The organism is Streptomyces sp. Ag109_O5-1 (assembly GCF_003814875.1).
Classification (GTDB): domain Bacteria; phylum Actinomycetota; class Actinomycetes; order Streptomycetales; family Streptomycetaceae; genus Streptomyces; species Streptomyces sasae.
Genome location: NZ_RKQF01000001.1, coordinates 6,856,206 through 6,873,526, shown reverse-complemented (window position 1 = coordinate 6,873,526; position 17,321 = coordinate 6,856,206). Strand labels below are relative to the sequence as shown.

Annotated in this window: 16 protein-coding genes; 10 read left to right on the top strand and 6 right to left on the bottom strand. The window is 72.0% G+C overall.

Annotated elements, in window-relative coordinates; translation table 11 throughout:
- Positions 1-232 precede the first annotated feature (232 nt).
- On the bottom strand, positions 233-955 hold the full coding sequence (locus EDD90_RS31190) for a DUF4232 domain-containing protein (protein WP_123976240.1): 723 nt from the start codon (positions 953-955) through the stop codon (positions 233-235).
- 68 nt (positions 956-1,023) lie between these two features.
- Between EDD90_RS31190 and EDD90_RS31185 the strand changes: the two genes are divergently transcribed.
- The 5 genes from EDD90_RS31185 (at position 1,024) to EDD90_RS31165 (ending at position 6,460) form a co-directional block, all read left to right on the top strand.
- Entirely contained in the window at positions 1,024-2,883 is a 1,860-nt protein-coding gene (locus tag EDD90_RS31185; protein WP_260328204.1) for an alkaline phosphatase D family protein, read from the top strand.
- A 14-nt stretch (positions 2,884-2,897) separates the two neighbouring features.
- Entirely contained in the window at positions 2,898-4,553 is a 1,656-nt protein-coding gene (locus EDD90_RS31180) for a VCBS repeat-containing protein (protein ID WP_123976239.1), read from the top strand.
- A gap of 95 nt (positions 4,554-4,648) precedes the next feature.
- Positions 4,649-4,864 (top strand): hypothetical protein, encoded by a 216-nt coding sequence (locus EDD90_RS31175; RefSeq protein ID WP_123976238.1) that lies wholly within the window; start codon positions 4,649-4,651, stop codon positions 4,862-4,864.
- A gap of 141 nt (positions 4,865-5,005) precedes the next feature.
- On the top strand, positions 5,006-5,257 hold the full coding sequence (locus EDD90_RS31170) for a hypothetical protein (RefSeq protein ID WP_123976237.1): 252 nt from the start codon (positions 5,006-5,008) through the stop codon (positions 5,255-5,257).
- 12 nt (positions 5,258-5,269) lie between these two features.
- Entirely contained in the window at positions 5,270-6,460 is a 1,191-nt protein-coding gene (locus tag EDD90_RS31165) for a flotillin family protein (RefSeq protein WP_123976236.1), read from the top strand.
- A gap of 21 nt (positions 6,461-6,481) precedes the next feature.
- Here EDD90_RS31165 and EDD90_RS31160 read toward each other — a convergent pair whose 3' ends face one another.
- Both EDD90_RS31160 and EDD90_RS31155 read right to left on the bottom strand, forming a co-directional pair.
- On the bottom strand, positions 6,482-7,177 hold the full coding sequence (locus EDD90_RS31160; protein WP_123976235.1) for a response regulator transcription factor: 696 nt from the start codon (positions 7,175-7,177) through the stop codon (positions 6,482-6,484).
- Positions 7,174-8,514 carry a sensor histidine kinase gene (locus tag EDD90_RS31155; protein WP_260328203.1) on the bottom strand — a complete coding sequence of 447 codons (1,341 nt, stop codon included), beginning with the start codon at positions 8,512-8,514 and terminating at the stop codon, positions 7,174-7,176. Before EDD90_RS31155 ends, EDD90_RS31160 begins: the two co-directional genes overlap by 4 nt.
- Positions 8,515-9,106: 592 nt before the next feature.
- Between EDD90_RS31155 and EDD90_RS31150 the strand changes: the two genes are divergently transcribed.
- Together EDD90_RS31150 and EDD90_RS31145 are read left to right on the top strand one after the other, a co-directional pair.
- Complete coding sequence (locus EDD90_RS31150) at positions 9,107-9,829, top strand: ABC transporter ATP-binding protein (protein ID WP_123976234.1); 723 nt, start codon at positions 9,107-9,109, stop codon at positions 9,827-9,829.
- The gene (locus EDD90_RS31145) at positions 9,826-12,210 is read left to right on the top strand and encodes an ABC transporter permease (protein ID WP_123976233.1); all 2,385 of its coding nucleotides are present in this window, start codon (positions 9,826-9,828) and stop codon (positions 12,208-12,210) included. The genes EDD90_RS31150 and EDD90_RS31145 overlap by 4 nt, the downstream gene beginning before the upstream one ends.
- Before the next feature lie 53 nt (positions 12,211-12,263).
- Here the strand turns inward: EDD90_RS31145 and EDD90_RS31140 are convergent, their stop codons facing one another.
- Entirely contained in the window at positions 12,264-12,701 is a 438-nt protein-coding gene (locus EDD90_RS31140) for a glutaredoxin domain-containing protein (protein ID WP_123976232.1), read from the bottom strand.
- A 451-nt stretch (positions 12,702-13,152) separates the two neighbouring features.
- Between EDD90_RS31140 and EDD90_RS31135 the strand changes: the two genes are divergently transcribed.
- From EDD90_RS31135 to EDD90_RS31120, 3 genes are all read left to right on the top strand, one after another.
- Positions 13,153-14,082 carry a slipin family protein gene (locus EDD90_RS31135; RefSeq protein WP_123976231.1) on the top strand — a complete coding sequence of 310 codons (930 nt, stop codon included), beginning with the start codon at positions 13,153-13,155 and terminating at the stop codon, positions 14,080-14,082.
- 201 nt (positions 14,083-14,283) lie between these two features.
- Entirely contained in the window at positions 14,284-14,790 is a 507-nt protein-coding gene (locus tag EDD90_RS31125; RefSeq protein WP_123976230.1) for a glutathione peroxidase, read from the top strand.
- Positions 14,791-14,867: 77 nt separating this feature from the next.
- Complete coding sequence (locus tag EDD90_RS31120) at positions 14,868-15,752, top strand: MerR family transcriptional regulator (protein WP_123976229.1); 885 nt, start codon at positions 14,868-14,870, stop codon at positions 15,750-15,752.
- A 116-nt stretch (positions 15,753-15,868) separates the two neighbouring features.
- Here the strand turns inward: EDD90_RS31120 and EDD90_RS31115 are convergent, their stop codons facing one another.
- Together EDD90_RS31115 and EDD90_RS31110 are read right to left on the bottom strand one after the other, a co-directional pair.
- The gene (locus EDD90_RS31115; RefSeq protein WP_046733666.1) at positions 15,869-16,060 is read right to left on the bottom strand and encodes a DUF397 domain-containing protein; all 192 of its coding nucleotides are present in this window, start codon (positions 16,058-16,060) and stop codon (positions 15,869-15,871) included.
- A gap of 214 nt (positions 16,061-16,274) precedes the next feature.
- Positions 16,275-17,132: a helix-turn-helix transcriptional regulator gene (locus EDD90_RS31110; RefSeq protein WP_089102094.1), complete on the bottom strand. Its 858-nt coding sequence runs from the start codon at positions 17,130-17,132 to the stop codon at positions 16,275-16,277.
- Between the last annotated feature and the right edge of the window lie 189 nt (positions 17,133-17,321).

The following is a 17,321-nucleotide window of genomic DNA, read 5'->3' as shown; positions in this document are numbered from 1 at the left end:
ACAGTGCTCCTGGGACCAGGGGATCGCAAGCTTCGGGCGCCCCGCCCCACCCTGGACGCGGTCTGCGGTGAGGCGGTACAGGCCGGGTCGCGGCCTGTTTCCGGTGGCGCAGTTCACCCGGCGCTGGGGCACCCCCCACACCACCACCGGTGAGATCATCTGGGCGGAGCGGAACCTTCCGCCGACCGGATCGGCGCCGGGCGCCTCGCGGCGGTTCTGCCGTCCCCCCGGGTCACGAGGCCGAGAACGCCTTCACCCGTACACCGGTGTCGCAGATGCGCACGGTCGCCTTCTCGCCGCCGCTCGTGGTGAACGCGGGGCGCAGCGGCCGGGACTCACCCGGCGGGACGACGTCGACGCCGGTGACGACATCGCAGTCGTCGAGGGCCGTGAAGGTGAGCGCGGCGGAAGCGGAATCCCCCGGAGCGAGCTCGACCTTCACCGCGTCGGCGGTCGCCCCGGCCCAGTCGACGGGCAGTTCCATCCGGCCGGCCGTGCCGGCGAACCGGAGGGACGGGAAGCCGCGCACCGTGCAGGAGCCGTCCCCCTTGTTGGTGATCACCACCGAGGCCCGGCCCTGACCTGTGCTGACGGCCGTGGCTTTCAGGTCCTTCGTACGGCAGTGATCGGCCGCGGGGCTCGGCAGGGAGTCCGCTCCGTAGAGCACCCCGGCCGACGAGGACGACGAGGATGACGAGGACGAGGAGCCGCCGGTCTGCGAGCGGCCCCCGGCCGCCGTACTCGACGAGCTGGAAGCGGAACCGGTCCCGGGGCGGTCCCCGGCGTCGGACGACGAGGAGGACGCGGACGACGAGCACCCGGCCGCGCCGACGAGGAGCAGGACCATGACTGCGATCGGTGGTCGGCGCATGACTCCTGCCTGCCCTTCGAGCGGATTCACGGATTCTGCGAACGCGTCGACGATCTCCGTGTCGTACACGTGAGCGTATTGCATAGAATCCTCGCCGTTCACGTTCACCGGCGCTGCGGAGCGCGCACCGCCTTCGGGGGAGAGGCACACACGTGCAACCGAGCAGCAGCGACGACCAGGGCACCAACGGGATACGCAGACGGCGCTTCCTCGGCGCGGGAGCCGTCACGCTGGGCGCCGCCGGCGCGGTGGCCACCGGTCAGCTGCTGACCGGGAACGCCTCGGCCTCCGTCGGCGGGTCGACCGCCACGGCCGGTGCCGGTACGTCGGTGAGCGGCTCGGTCTTCAAGCTGGGCGTCGCCTCCGGCGACCCGCTGCCGAACGCGATCGTGCTGTGGACCCGGGTGGTGCCCGCGAATCCGGGCAGCTCCGGCATTCTCCCCCCGTCCGTCACGGTGACCTGGGAACTCGCCTCGGACAGCGGCTTCACCAAGATCCTCAAGTCCGGGACGGTGAACGCGACCGCCAGCCTCGGCTACAGCGTCCACGTCGACGTCACGGGCCTGTCCCCGGCCACCGACTACTGGTACCGGTTCAAGGCGCTGGACCGCACCTCCCGCACCGGCCGGACCCGCACCGCCCCCGCCGCCGGGAGCAGCCCCGAGAAGCTGCGCATCGCGCTGGCCTCCTGCCAGAACTGGGCGCACGGCTACTTCACCGTCTACCAGGACATGCGCGCGCAGCAGCCGGACCTGGTGCTGTTCGTCGGCGACTACATCTACGAGAGCCCCGCGTACTCGAACCGGGTACGCCGCCACGAGGGCCCCGGCTCGCCCGTGACGCTCGCCCAGTACCGGGCCCGCCACGAGCAGTACGGCACCGACCCGGACCTGCAGGCGATGCGCGCCGCCGCCCCCTTCGTGGTCGTGTTCGACGACCACGAGGTGGAGCAGGACTGGGCCGGCGACGTCGCCGACGACCCGGTGGCCGAGCCCACCGCCAAGTTCCTGGCCCGCCGGGCGGCCGCCTTCCAGGCGTACTACGAGCACATGCCGATCCGCCTCGCGCAGAAGCCCAGCGGCCCGGACGTCCAGATGTACCGCAAGCTCGACTTCGGCACCCTGGCCCGGCTGCACGTCCTGGACACCCGGCAGTACCGCGACGACCAGGCGACCACGCAGGAGGGCGCCATGAAGGCCGGCCGGGTCATCATGGGCGACACCCAGCGCGACTGGCTGGTCGACAGCATGCGCACCTCCGGCAGGCAGTGGAACCTGGTCGCCTCCCAGGTGATGATGGCCGAGACCGACCTCCTGGCCGGTGTGGGCAAGGAGTGGTTCTACGACGCCTGGGACGGTTACCAGGTCGAACGCAACGCCCTGCTCGCCGACTTCAAGGACCTCCGCAACCCCGTGGTGCTCTCCGGCGACCGGCACCGCACCATCGTCAGCGACCTCAAGCTGGACTACTCCGACCCGGACTCGACGGTCGTCGGCGCGGAGTTCGTCGGGACCTCCATCTCCAGCAACGGCGACGAGGATCTGGAGGCCTTCGCCGCCGAGTGGGCGCCCCTGCTGGCGGACAACCCGCACTGGAAGATGATCGACGCCCGGCGCGGCTATCTGCTCCTCGACATCTCGGCGGACGGTATCGAGGCCCGGCTGCGGACCATCTCGACGGTCGTGACCAGGGACGGCACGACCAGCACGGCGGCGACCTTCCGGGTGGCGGACGGGGTGCCGGGCGTGTCCATGGTCGGCGCGCAGACGGGTCCCTCGCAGAGCGCGAGCGCGGACGACTCGGCGAGCCCGACAGACTCGGCGGATTCGACGAACCCGACGGGTTCGACGGACTCGGCCACACCGGCGGACACGGAGTCGTCCGCGCCCGGCGAGTCGGCCTCGCCCTCCGCCACCGAGCCGGCGGGCGACGCCTCCAGCGACGTACCGGCCGGCGCATCGACGGACGTACCGGTCTCCGCCACGACCGACGACGCCACCAGCACCCTCTGACCCCGGGAGAGAACGTGTTCACCACCCGATCCCGGCGCGCCGACGGGAACCACAGACACCGGCGCCCCCTCGTCATGAAGGCGTCCTTGCTGGCCGGCACGGCGGCGGTGCTGGTGGCAGGCGCCCTCACACTGCTGCCCGGCGACGCGGACGCGACCTCCCCGGCGCGCGCCGACTTCGACGGGGACGGCACCTCCGACCTCGTCTACCGCAACGTGGCGGGCCAGCTGTACGTCAACACGGGCTCCGCCGAGACCATGGCGCTGGAAGCGGACGTGTCCAAGGTGAAGGACGTCCTGACCCCCGGCGACCTCGACGGGGACGGCGTCCAGGACATCCTGACCCTCAGCTCCAGCGGCGTCCTGTCCTTCCACCCCGGCATCTACGCCCGCGTCCCCGGCGGCCTGGGCTCACGCCGCACGGTCGCGACCGGCTGGCAGATCTACAACAAGGTCGCCGCGCCAGGGGACATGAACGGCGACGGCAAGGCCGACCTGCTCGCCCGGACGCCCTCCGGAACGCTCTACTACTACCCGGGCCTGGGCACCGGCGCCTTCGGCAGCCGGGTGAAGATCGGCACCGGCTGGCAGCAGTACGACGAGCTGATCGGCGCCGGCGATCTGAACGGCGACGGCGTCGGCGACCTGCTGGCCCGCACCCCGGCCGGCGTCCTGTACCGCTACCAGGGCAAGAAGGGCGGCACCTTCAACGCGAAGGTCAAGGACTCCAGGACCGAGTGGGCGTCGTACAACCAGATCATCGGCGGCGGCGACTGGGACGGCAACGGCAGGACCGACCTGCTGGCCCGGGACTTCTCCGGCAACCTGTGGTTCTACGCCGGCAACGGCAACGGCACCTTCGCCGCCCGGGCCGCCCGCAGCAAGGGCTGGGGCAAGGCCACCCAGTTCGCGGGCGCGGGCAACAACCCGCACTTCGGCAAGTACGGGATCATGGCCCGTACGTCGGCGGGGTCCGTCTACAGCTACCAGGTCACCGGCACCGGCACGCTGACGAACAAGCTCCTGGTCGGTTCGTCCTGGCCGGCCTCCACCACCCGGCTCGCCTACGCCTCCTCCCTCCGGGACAGCGGCCTGGCCGACCTGGTCGTGCACTCCGTCTCCGGCGGCCAGCTCACCAACCCGGCCTTCTACGCCCTCTCGGATCCCAAGCTCGCCACGGGTTCCACCTCCTACAGCCGGATCGTCGGTCCCGGCGATCTGACCGGCGACGGCAAGGGCGACATCCTGGCCATGACCAGCAGCGGCACGCTCTACCTCTACGCGGGCGACGGCACCGGCACGAACCTCGCCGGCCGGGTGCAGATCAGCTCCGGCTGGCAGCAGTACAACGCCCTGATCGGCGGCGGCGACTTCACCGGCGACGGCCGCCCCGACCTGCTGGCCCGCGACACCTCGGGCGCCCTGTGGCGCTACGCGGGCACGGGCAGCGCCTCGGCCCCCTTCTCGGCCCGCGTGAAGATCGGCACCGGCTGGCAGCAGTACAAGAAGCTCTTCTCCCCGGGCGACGCCGACGGCGACGGCAAGGCCGACCTCATGACGACCAACTCCGCCGGCGCCCTGTACTTCTATGCCGGCACCGGCACCGGCACGTTCAAGTCCCGGGTGTCGAAGGCGACGAGCGGCTGGAGCAGCTGGTCGGACCTGCTGTGACGCGAGCCGTACACTCCGGCACCGGGCGGCCGATGCCGGAGTGTTCGGTCATGCTGGACAGACAGGCAGAGCCTTCCCACGACGAGGAGCACCGCATGTCGACGGACCCGGTCGGACGATTCCTCACAGCCCTGGACCCGGAGCACAGGGAGGCCATCGGCGCCAGGCCGCGCCAGGAACAGGAGCGCCTCGCGGCGGCCTGGGAACGGGAGCTGGAAGCGGACGACGAGCTCGACACCCTCGACGAGCTGTCGCCGCCCGCAGCCGAGGCCGAGGCGGCCCGCCGGGTCCTGAACAGGGAAACGGACTAGCCGCCTGTCGCTGTCACGCTGACTCTCCCTCACCGCGGCTGGAGCGGCCGTGAGCAACGGCGGGCGTCCCGCCCGTTGGGTCCCGGCCGGACTGGGTCTATCGTCGGAATCATGGGGCCAGGACGAGGAGGACGGCCGGTGATGCCGCAGGACGAGGCCGTGATCGGCTGTATGGGGAAGGTGCTCATCGGAACGCGCGGTTCGACCGGCCCGGGCGAGGTCCTGGTGCGGGTCAGAGGCGGTTCCGAGACGTTCCTCGCCTGGTCGGAGGAGCCCCTGCCCGAGGGCGCGACGGTGCTCGTGATCGAATCACGGGGATGCCGTGAGGTCGGCGTCATCGAGTGGGTGGATCCATTGGACGCGCTCGGCGGGGATGCCGCCGACGCCGGCTGAGGAGTAACAGGAATGTTCGGATACCGCGTACCCGCTCCCGACGAGGCGATGCTGATCTCGGGGGGCAGGCGGGGACTGGGGGGCGCGCCGTTCCGAGTGGTCACGGGGCACGGGAAGTTCGTGCTGCCGGTCTTCCGGAAGGTCCGGTTCCTCACTCTGTCCATGTGCGAGTCCGAGGTCACCGAGACCTGTGTGACCCGGCAGGGCATCGCGTTGCACGTCCGCGCGGTCATCGCCTTCAAGGTCGGCAACGACCACGAGAGCATCATCAACGCGGGCCAGCGCTTCCTCTCCGACCAGGAGCAGATGTCGGTGCTCACCGGCCGGATCTTCGCCGGGCACCTGCGGGCCATCATCGGCTCGATGACGGTCGAGGAGATCGTCACCGAGCGGCAGAAGCTCGCCGCGGAGGTGCTGGACACCTCGAAGACGGAGATGGCGAAAATCGGGCTGATCGTCGACTCGCTGCAGATCCAGTCCATCGACGACGGCGACACCGGCTACATCGACGCCATGTCCGCCCCGCACAAGGCGGCCATCCAGCGCCAGGCGCAGATCGCCCAGGCGCAGGCCACCCAGGCCTCGGTCGAGGCGGAGCAGGTGGCGGCCCGCAACCAGGCCGAGTACGCCCGGCAGACCGCGATCGTCAAGGCGGAGTACTCGGCCGAGGTGGACCGCGCCCAGGCGCAGGCCGCGCAGGCCGGACCGCTGGCGCAGGCGCACGCCCAGCAGGAGGTGCTCGCCGCCCAGACGGAGCTGGCCCAGCGCCAGGCCCAGCTGCGCCAGCAGCAGCTGGTGGCCGAGGTCGTGAAGCCCGCCGAGGCCGAGGCCGAGCGGGTCAGGATCCTCGCGGCCGCCGAGGCGCAGCGGATGAAGATCCAGGCGGAGGCGGCCGCCTCGTACGACCGGGTCGCGCTCGACCGGATGCTGATCGACCAGCTCCCGCAGATCGTCAAGGAGGCCGCCGGCGGTCTGGCGGGCGCCAACGTCAACGTCCTCAACGGCGCGGACGGCCTCGGCGAGCTCGCCGCCGGCCTGGTGTCCCAGGGCCTGACGATCCTCGACTCGGTCCGGCAGAACCTGAACGGCAACGACCAGGCCTCCGACGGCGACCGCTCCGGGAAGAGCGCGGCCGACCGCCTCCTCCAGCTGCCCACCGGCAAGCCGCGGAAGTCGGACGACGGCCCGGTGGACGTCGACTAGAGGCCCCTCCCCCGGCTACGCCTACGGCGCGCCCGCCCCAGGTGTGATCAGTCCCGTCTCGTACGCGACGACGACGGCCTGGGCGCGGTCGCGCAGGCGGAGCTTGGCCAGGATCCGGGCCACATGGGTCTTCACGGTGGCCTCGCTCAGACGGAAGCGCGCGGCGAGTTCGGCGTTGCTCAGTCCGCTGCCGAGCGCGCGGAGGACCTCCAGTTCGCGAGGGGTGAGCACCGTCAGGTCCCGGTGCAGGGCGGCGGACTGTCCGTCGCCGGCGACGTAGCGTTCCACGAGCCGTCGGGTGATGGCCGGGGCGAGCAGCGCGTCACCGCTGCGGACGAGGCGGACGGCGGCGACCAGATGCTCGGGGGTGACGTCCTTGAGGAGGAAGCCGCTCGCCCCCGCGGTGAGTGCGGCGTAGACGTAACGGTCCAGGTCGAAGGTGGTCAGGATGAGGACCCGCGGCGGATCGGGGTCGGGGTGAGGGGCGGGGTCGGGGTCGGAGAGGATGCGGCGGGTGGCCTCCAGGCCGTCGGTCCCGGGCATCCTGATGTCCATCAGGACCAGGTCGGGGCGGGTGCGCCGGACCGCCTCGATCGCCTCGTCGCCGTCGGAGGCCTCGGCGACGACGTCGATTCCGTCCGCCGCCAGGATCAGGCCGAAGCCGGTGCGGACCAGCGCCTGGTCGTCCGCGATGACCACGCGGGGCGGTCGGCTCACGCGGGCTCCTCGACCGGTGCCGGGATCGGCGCGGGGATCGGTATGACGGCCCGTACCCGGAAGCCGCCGGTGGGGTGCTCGCCCGCCTGGAGGGTGCCGCCGTAGACGGCGAGGCGTTCCCGCAGGCCGATCAGTCCGCGGCCGCCCCCGGGACCGGCCGGGGCCGCGCCCGTGCCGCCGGTGTCGGATACGTCGATGTGCACGGCGCCTGGGACGTGCTCGACGGTGATCCGCACCCGGGCGCCGACGGCGTGCTTGACGGTGTTGGTCAGCGCCTCCTGCACCACGCGGTACGCGGCCAGGTCGGCGCCGGCCGGCAGGGCTACCGGGGTGCCGGTGACGGTGAGCTCGACGGGAACGCCGGTCCCGCGGACCCGGTCGGCGAGGGCATGCACCTGGCCGAGGCCCGGCTGCGGCGCCAGGTCGGCCTCGCCGCCCGCGTCCGGTACGTCACCGGCCATGGTCAACAGGCCCATGACATGGCGTAGTTCGGTCATCGCGGTGCGTCCGCCCGCCTCCACGGCCAGCAGCGCCTCGCGGGCCCGGTCGGGCGCGGTGCCCATCACCTTGCGGGCCGCGCCCGCCTGGATCACCATCACACTCACATTGTGGGTGACGACGTCGTGCAGTTCACGCGCGATCCGGGAGCGCTCGCGGTCGACCGCGAGCCGGGTGGCGGCCTCGTGCTCCTCCTGGAGGACGCGCAGGCGCTGTTTCCAGGTGTGGACCGCGTTGGCCGCGAGCCCCGCCCCGAGCAGCACGAGGAACGGCGCCAGACTCGGGGTGAAGGACGGGAAGTTCTCCTCGTGGAACCAGGCGAGCAGGCCGGCGCCGGTCACCAGGCTGGTGAGCGCGCGCACCCGGTACGGGCTGTACACGGCTGCGCTGTAGGCGGCGACCACGCAGGAGAGGAACGTGTACACGGTCGGATCGCCGCCGCCCTGGCGCTGGTTGAACAGCAGGCTCGCGCCGGTCACGGCCCAGAACGCGGCCAGCGGATACCGCCGGCGCACCACCAGGGGCAGCGCGGTCAGCGCCGCGAGCACCAAATGCCAGGGCTGGACGACGTCGAGGTGCTGGACCGCACCCACCGGCGGGAGCGGATAGGCCGGCACGGCATCCGGCACCGGCGCGGCAGCCTCCGCCGGCACGAGGTTTGGCTGCACCAGGATCGACGGCACTGGTACGTCACCGCCGCCCTGTCTGAGGACCGTACCCACCGTGCAGGCGGCGAGGACGAAGGCGAGGATCGCGTCGGCGGCCCACATCCACCGGGACGGCCGCGGCAACGGACTCCAGCGCCGCAGCGCCTCCACACCGGTCCGCCATCGCTCCACGACACCGGTCCGCCACCGTCCGGCGATCCCTGTCCGCCGCCGTTCTGCGGTCCCTGTCCGCCACCGTCCGGCGATCCCTGTCCGCCACCGTCCGGCGATCCCTGTCCGCCACCGTCCGGCGATCCCTGTCCGCCACCGTCCGGCGGTCCCTGTCCGCCGCCGCTCAGAGCCCGCCTCCGCCCCCGCGCCAGGCCCGCCGTCCGCCCCCGCTCCACGACCCTCCGCCGTCACCCCATGCCCTCCTCCGCCATCACCCCCTGCCCCCTCCTCCGCCGTCACCCCGTGCCCCCCTCCGCCATCACCTCGTGCCCCCTCCGCCGCCGTCACCCCGTGCCCCCTCCGCCGTCACGCCACGTCCCCGGCCCGCCACGCTCCACCCCCGTCCGGAGCGCCCAGTGTGGCAACCTCCGCCGCCCGCCACATCCCTCCCGCCGCCGACGGCCGCTACATCCCCCGCGTACATCGCAGGGATGACACGGCCGGCGGGTCATCCGGGTACGGCAGAGCGTCTCGGCTTCGCAGCGGACGCCCCGCCTGCGGCCCGGCCCCTAGTTTCGGGCCGAACCGTCAACCACCGGCCCGTGGAGGCACCGTGACAGCGACCGCGCCCGTCATCGACATCCGTGATGTGACCAGGACGTACGGGGAGGGGCCCCCGGCGCTCGCCGGTGTGACGCTGAGCGTGCGCGCCGGGGAGGCGGTCGCCGTCCTGGGGCCGTCCGGCAGCGGCAAGTCGACGCTGCTGAACCTGGTCGCGGGGCTCGACCGGCCGAGCGCGGGCAGCATCACGGTGGACGGGCAGCGCGTGGACGGCCTGAGCGAGGCGAGGTCGGCGGAGTACCGGCGGGCGAAGGTCGGCATGGTCTTCCAGTTCTTCAACCTCCTGGACGACCTGACGGTCGCCGACAACGTGCTGCTGCCCGCACAGTTGGCGGGCCTGCCCCGGGCCGAGGCCCGGGAGCGGGCGACCCGTCTGCTGGAGTACCTCCGCATCGACCGGCACGCCGACGCCTACCCCGGCAGGCTGTCCGGCGGCGAACGCCAACGGGTCGCGGTCGCCCGCGCGTTGATGAACCGTCCGGCCCTGCTGCTGGCCGACGAGCCCACGGGTGCGCTGGACACCGCCTCGGGCGACGACGTCCGGGAGCTGCTGGCCGAACTCAACGCGCGGGGCCAGACGATCATCCTGGTCACCCACGATCTCGGCCTCGCCGAGTCCTGCGCGACCCGCACCGTCGAGCTGGTCGACGGCCGGATCGTACGGGGCACGGCAGGCATCGGGGACATCGAGGGCGCCGCGGCGGTGTCCCCGTGAGCGCCCTCGGCCGGGTGGTGCGCGCCGGGGTGGGGCGACGGCGCGTCCAGACCGCGGTGCTGGTCCTGACCACGCTGATGTCGGTCACCGCGTCGGTGCTGGCCGCCGGACTGCTCGTCGCGGCCCGCGCCCCCTTCGACCACGCCTTCGCCCGGCAGCACGGCGCCCATCTGACCGCGCAGTTCGACGGGACGAAGGTGACCGCCGCGCAGCTCACGGCGACCGCCCGCACCTCCGGCGTGACGGCGACGGCTGGCCCCTTCCGGACGCTTTCGGTACGGCCGCGCACGGCGTCCGGCTCGGACGCGCTTCCGGCCGGTGTCGATCTGCCGCCGATGACCGTTGCCGGCCGTGCGGATGCCTCGGGCCGCGTCGACGGGCTCAGCCTCGTCTCCGGCACCTGGGCCACCCGCCCCGGTCAGATCGTGCTGGCCTACGGCAAGGTGCCCATGGAGCCGGGCGGGCGGCTCACCTTCCCCGACGCGCCTGGCAGCCCCACGCTGACCGTGGTCGGCGTCGCCCGGTCGGTGACCGGCACCGCGGACGCCTGGGTGACCCCCGCACAGGCCGGGGCGCTGACCACGCCGAACAGCCCGTCGGCGTACGAGATGCTCTACCGCTTCCGCCACGCGGGCACGGACTCCCAGCTGGCCGCCGACCGGGCCGCGATCCGCGCGACGGTGCCGAAGGGCGCGCTGACCGGGTCGTACTCCTATCTGGCCGTCAAACGGCAGGAGACCGCCAACGCGATGGCGTTCGTGCCCTTCCTGGCCGCTTTCGGGGTCCTCGGGCTGCTGCTGTCGGTGCTGGTGATCGGGATCGTGGTCAGCGGTGCGGTCGGCGCCGCGACCCGGCGCATCGGCATCCTCAAGTCGCTCGGCTTCACCCCGGCACAGGTCGTACGCGCCTACGTCGGGCAGGCGCTGATCCCGGCGGGGGTCGGCTGCGTTCTGGGGCTGGGGCTCGGCAATCTGCTGGCCGTTCCGGTGCTCGGTGAGGTCGGTACGGCCTTCGGCGGCCCGGCGGCGTCGATTCCCGTGTGGGTCAACGCCGTCGTGCCCGCCGCGGCCCTCGTCCTGGTCGCCGCCGCCGCGCTGGTGCCGGCGCTGCGCGCGGGCCGGCTGCGCACCGTGGCGGCGATCACCGTGGGGCGTACGCCCGGCGTCGGCCGGGGGCGTCTCGTCCGCCGGCTGACGGGGCGGCTGCCGGTGCCGCGCGCGGTGAGCCTCGGCCTGGCGAACCCCTGCGCCCGCCCGGCGCGTTCGGCCACGACGGCCGCCGCGGTCGCCTTCGGCGCCGCCGCCGTCACCTTCGGGGTCGGGCTCGCGCTGACGCTGGGAGCCGTGCAGTCGGGCCGGATGCTGAACTCGGCCGGTCAGGTCGTGGTGGAGGCGGGCGGCGGGCAGGGGCCGGCCGGCGCCCAGGTGGTGCACGCGGGCGGCGAGTCCGACATACCGAAGGCCGATCCGGCGAAGGTGGCCGCCGTACTGCGTGCGCAGCGCGGGACCGGCCGTTTCTACGGCACGGCCCAGGCGGAGGCCGTCGCGTCCGGGATCACCGGCACCACCACGGTGGTGGCGTACCAGGGCGAGTCGTCGTGGGGCGCCCCGCAGCTGGTCTCGGGCCGCTGGCTGTACGGGCCGGGGCAGGCGGTGGTCACCACCCGGTTCCTGAAGGCGGCCGGACTCCGGGTCGGGGACACGGTGACGCTGACGGAGCGGGGGCGGCGGACCTCGGTGCGGATCGTCGGCGAGGCGTTCTTCACCGAGGGCGAGGGCATGGCGCTCCTCACCCCGACCTCGACCCTCGCGGCACTGGGACTCGACGCGAAACCGGGCCAGTACCACGTGCAGACGAAACCGGGCACGGCCCTGGCGCCCTACCTGACCTCGCTCAACACCGCCCTGGGCCCGGTCGGCGCCGTCGCCAGGGCCAACACCTCCAACGCGTCCGAGGTGATCGCGACCATGGACGCGCTGGTCGGGACGCTCACCCTGATGCTCGTCGTGGTCGCGGGTCTGGGCGTGCTCAACACGGTCGTCCTCGACACCCGCGACCGCGTCCACGACCTGGGCGTCCTCAAGGCCCTGGGCATGGCCCCGCGCCAGACCGTGACCATGGTCCTCACCTCGGTCGCCGGAATCGGTCTGCTCGCCGGTGTGGCGGCGGTCCCGGCCGGGGTCGCCCTGCACCGGTTGGTCACACCGCTCATGGGCGACGCGGTGGGCATGACGCTGCCCGCCTCGGACATCGCCGTCTACCACGCACCCCAACTGGCCCTGCTCGCCCTCGGCGGGCTGCTCATCGCGGCGACGGGCGCGTTCCTCCCGGCGGGCTGGGCGGCGAGAAGCGACACGGCGACGGCGCTACGCAGCGAGTGAGCATCCGCCTGATCACAGCGGCCACCGTCTGATCACAGCGGGCCGCCGCCTGATCAGGCGGAACGGGAGAGCTGTTCGCGCACCCATCGAGGATCGGGGTTGGTGTGCGGCCGGCCCGCCACCACGACGGTCGGTACGGTCTCGTCGCCGCCGTTGGCCTCCCGCACCGCTGCCGCTCCGGCCGGGTCCCGCCAGATGTCGACCCAGTGCAGCCGGCGGGCATGGCGGCCCAGCCGGGCGCGCAGTCGCAGACAGTACGGGCAGCCCGGCCGCCAGTAGACGACCGGCCGGCCGTCGGCCGCGCTGCGGCGCTGTGCCTCCAGGGCGCCGATCGACCTCGGGAAGACCAGCGGTGAGTTCACGCCGGCGAGCACCACGAACACCAGCAGGAGCGCGACGGCCGTGCCGGGGCTCCCCTTGAGGACCAGCCCGGTCGCGAGGGCCGCGCCGCAGAGCAGGAACAGCACTGGCAGGATCCGCGCGCGTGTCATGGTGCCGCAGGCTATCGAAGAGCCGGATCCAGTGAAACGGGGAAACGTGAGAGGCCCGTCCGACGATGCGGACGGGCCTCTCCGTGGAGCGCCGGGCAGGCCTTGCACCTGCATTTCCCCGCAGGAAGCGGGGCGTCTTTCCTTGGACCACCAACGCAGCACCGGGCGACCCGAGTCGGGCCGGCCAGCTCTGAGAAGATCATAGCCCACGCGGCCCAGGGTGCGCTCGGCGGCCACCGAGCGGGGATCAGCCGTCGGCCTCCGCCGAAGGCAGTCCCAGCAGCGCCTTCAGGGGTGCCGAAGTGCGCGGGCGGTGGCCCGGCCGATCCCGGTGCCGGCCCGTTCTTTACACACTCCTAACGCCGGCGACCGCACCCCGAGGAGCCCGGCCGGTGTCCTCATTCTTGTCCGGGCGTTGTCCGGATCTCGTCGGAGAATGGAGTGAGTGCCGATGGACGGCGCCGTTGTAGGGGTCGTACTGGTCGTCGCGCTGGCCCTGCTCGTGCTGCGCAGCGGGATGCGCGTGGTCAACCAGGTGGAGCGCGGGGTCGTGTTCCGCTGGGGCAAGGCACTGCCGTCGTACCGGCACCCGGGGATCACCTTCCTCATCCCCTTCGCCGACCGGATGCGCAAGGTGAACGTGCAGGTGGTCACCATGCCCGTCCCCACCCAGGAGGGCATCACCAAGGACAACGTGTCGGTGAAGGTCGACGCCGTCGTCTACTTCCGGGTGACCGACCCGGTGCGGGCCGCCATCGAGGTGCAGGACTACATGTTCGCCGTCGGGCAGGTCGCCCAGTCCTCCCTGCGGTCCATCATCGGCAAGAGCGACCTCGACGACCTGCTCACCGACCGCGAGCGGCTGCACGAGGGGCTCGCGCTGATGATCGACAGCCCGGCCACCGAGTGGGGCATCCACATCGACCGCGTCGAGATCAAGGACGTACAGCTCCCGGAGTCGCTGAAACGGTCCATGTCCCGGCAGGCCGAGGCGGAGCGGGAGCGGCGGGCCCGGGTCATCACCGCGGACGGTGAGTTCCAGGCCGCGCAGCAGCTCGCCAACGCCTCCCGGATCATGTCCGACTCCCCCGAGGCGATGCAGCTGCGTCTGCTCCAGACCGTCGTCGAGGTGGCCGCCGAGAAGAACTCCACGCTCGTGATGCCTTTCCCGGTCGAGCTGCTGCGCTACTTCGAGCGGGCGACCAAGCGGCTCGACCAGGAGGTCGAGAAGAACGAGCGGGAGGCAGAGGTCCTCAACGAGGGGCTGAAGGCCGGGATCGAGCAGATCGCCGCCGTCGCCGACAAGTTCGGGCCCGCCGCGGAACTCAGCGCTCCGAGGGAACCGGCACCGGAGCGGTCCGCTCCCGTCGAGCGGCAGTAGCGAGGGCCAGCGTCACCACGAGTGACGCGCACGCCATGAGCGTCATCGCGCGGGCGGGCGAGGTGAGCTGCGCCACCGAGCCCGCCAGCGCGGCCGGGCTGCTGGTGTTGCTGGGGACGCCCATGAGCACGACCCAGCTGGTCGCCGTGACCGGGCAGGGGCTGGGCTCGGTCGGCCACTTAGCGGAGTTAGCATCCGGTTATGACGACTACCGAGAACAACGGGTCCGTGCTCGACATCGAGATCGGTGCGCTGCGGGGCGGCTCCGCCGACCTGGGCAGCTATGCCGGCAAGGCCGTGCTCATTGTCAACGTGGCCTCCAAGTGCGGTCTGACCCCGCAGTACAACGGCCTGGAGAAGCTCCAGGAGCGGTACGCGGCGCAGGGCTTCACCGTGCTCGGGGTGCCCTGCAACCAGTTCATGGGCCAGGAGCCCGGCAGCGCCGAGGAGATCGCCGAGTTCTGCTCGGCGACCTACGGCGTGACCTTCCCGATGACCGAGAAGATCGAGGTGAACGGCGAGGGCCGGCACCCGCTGTACGACCGTCTGGTCGGGTTCGCCGACGGCGAGGGGCACAGCGGCGACATCCGCTGGAACTTCGAGAAGTTCCTGATCGGCCGGGACGGGCAGGTCGCCGCCCGGTTCTCGCCGCAGGCCGAGCCCGAGTCGGCGGAGGTCGTGGCCGCGGTGGAGGCCGCCCTCGCCTGAGTCCGGGTAGTCCGGGTTGACCTTGCCCCTGGGGCAGGGACCAGCCTCGGGGTCACCGGGCGGAAAGGATCCGCCCGGTGACGGAGGATGTGGCCGTGGACGAGGAACTGCTCACGATCGGCGCGTTCGCCGGCCGGTCCAGGCTCTCGGCGAAGGCACTGCGCCTGTACGACCGCCTCGGGCTGCTGGCCCCGGCGCATGTCGACGAGGCCACCGGCTACCGCTACTACCGCGCCGGCCAGGCGGAGCGCGCCCGGCTGGTGGCGCTGCTGCGCCAGCTGGACATGCCGCTCGCGCGGATCGCCGAGGTGGTGGAGGCGGAGGAGGGCGACCGGGCCGCCGCCCTGCTGGCCGGCTTCTGGGCGGACGTCGAGGCGCGGGTCGCCGGGCAGCGGACGCTCGCCGCATATCTCCGTGGACGGCTGTCCGGGAGGAGTTCGGAGATGTACGAGACGTTCGCGGTGGAGACGGTGGAGGTGCCCGCACAGGTGGTGATCACCGAGACGCGGCACACGCTGGCGGACGAGCTGCCCGCCTGGATCGGCGCCTCGCTGGGCCGGCTGGAGGCGGCGGCCCGGGAGTGCGGGGGCGTGACGGGGGCGCCGTTCGTCGTGTACCACGCGGAGGTGTCCATGGAGAGCGACGGCCCCGCCGAGGCCTGTGTGCCGGTGGCGGACGAGGCGGCGGCCCGGGCGTGGGCGGAGCGGCACGGGCGGGCCTGGGAGACGAAGGTGCGGATCGAGCCGGCGTGCACGCTGGCGTACACCCGGATCCGCAAGGCGCAGGTGGCGCATCCGCAGATCCTGGCGGCCTTCGAGGCGGTGGAGCACTGGATCGCCGGGCAGGAGGGCCTGGAGTACGACGGCCCGTGCCGGGAGGTCTACTTCGCGGACTGGGACGCGGCCGGGCCCCAGGACCCGGTGTGCGATGTCGCCTTTCCGGTCAGCCGGTTGAAGGCCTGACGGGCACAAGCCGAGCCCCCTCGGCAAGGACGGCGGGCCAGTCGAGAGGGCTCTGTTCGTGACGCTTGTGAAGTTGTCGTAGTCGGAAGAGCGGGCGGTGGGTCAGCGAATGCCCCCTACGCCTTGACCGAGGCCACGAAGGTGTTCCACGCGTCGGCCGGGAACGCGAGGACGGGGCCTTCCTCGACCTTGGAGTCGCGTACGGCGAGTCCAGCGGTCGTCGGCGACTTGACCTCGACGCACGCCCCGTTCCCTGCGGAATAGGAGGACTTCGTCCACGTCTCCGTGGCGCCCTGAAGCAGTGCCATGTCCACTCCTGTAGCGAGTTGCTGTGATGCTTGCTGTAGTGCGAATCACGCCAACCTTTCTGACCGGTTGGCGTGATCGACGCTACTAGCCAACTCCCTCACCTGGAGCACTCGTTCACTCGACCGGATGGCATATTCCAGAGGAGACTTCCGCTGGAGCGTGGCGCCGGTGTACGATCCGGCGCCCTCCGTCCGGGAGGGCGTCCGGGAGGGCTCAGCGGGCGTATTCCTTGGCCGCGTCGGCGATGAACTGACGGGACTGCTCGACGTTCAGCGACTGGGCCCGCAGGTGCTCGTACATCACGGCGTACTTCTGCACGTCGTGGGCCTTCTCCAGGTACAGGTCGCTGGTGACGCCCTCCAGGTAGACGACGCTGGAGTCGGCCGCGTCGGCGAACTCCAGGATCGCGTACTGGCCGTTGAGGCCGGGATGGGCGCCGCACTCGAAGGGCAGCACCTGGACGGTGATGTGCGGCTGCTGGGACATCTCCAGTAGGTACTCCAACTGCTCGCGCATCACGAGCCTGTTGCCGACGAGCCGGCGCAGCGCGGCCTCGTCGAGCACCACCCAGAGGCGAAGGGGGTTGTGTTCTGCGGTGATACGTTCCTGTCGGCGCATCCGCACCTGGACGCGCTTCTCGATGTCGGCGGCGGAGGTCTCCGGCAACGCGCCCTGCACCAGGGCCTCGGCATAGGCGCGGGTCTGCAACAGCCCGGTGACCAGCTGGGGTTCGTACACCCTCAGCGACTCCGCATCGGTCTCAAGGCCGATGTAGACGCTGTACGGAATGTCCCCGAACGCATGCCACCACCCTTGCTGCCGCGAATCCCTGGCCATCTCCATCAGGGACTCGACGACCCGCTGGTCCTCGACCTCGTACACCCCGCACAGGTCGCGGACGTCGCGCTGGCTGATGCTCCGGCGCCCGTTCTCCAGCCGGCTGATCTTCGACTGCGAAACGAGCAACCGCTCCGCAACCTCCTCCGCCGTCATGCCCTTGAGCTCGCGGAGCCTGCGCAGCTCCTGGCCCAGCCGGCGCCGCCTGACGGTGGGATTGACATTGGACGCCACGGGACGTGCACCTCCGGCTGCCTGCCTGTAACTACCACTTTGCGTATCTGCTGTTGAGCAGACTGCCACCAAGGTGCTTCCTACCGCTGGGAAACAGCGGATATGCGGCGCGTACGCGTCAGTTCGGGCGCGTTCCGGATTCTCCGGACTCCGGGGGCGGACACGGCCGAGCGGGACGGCGAGGCGCGT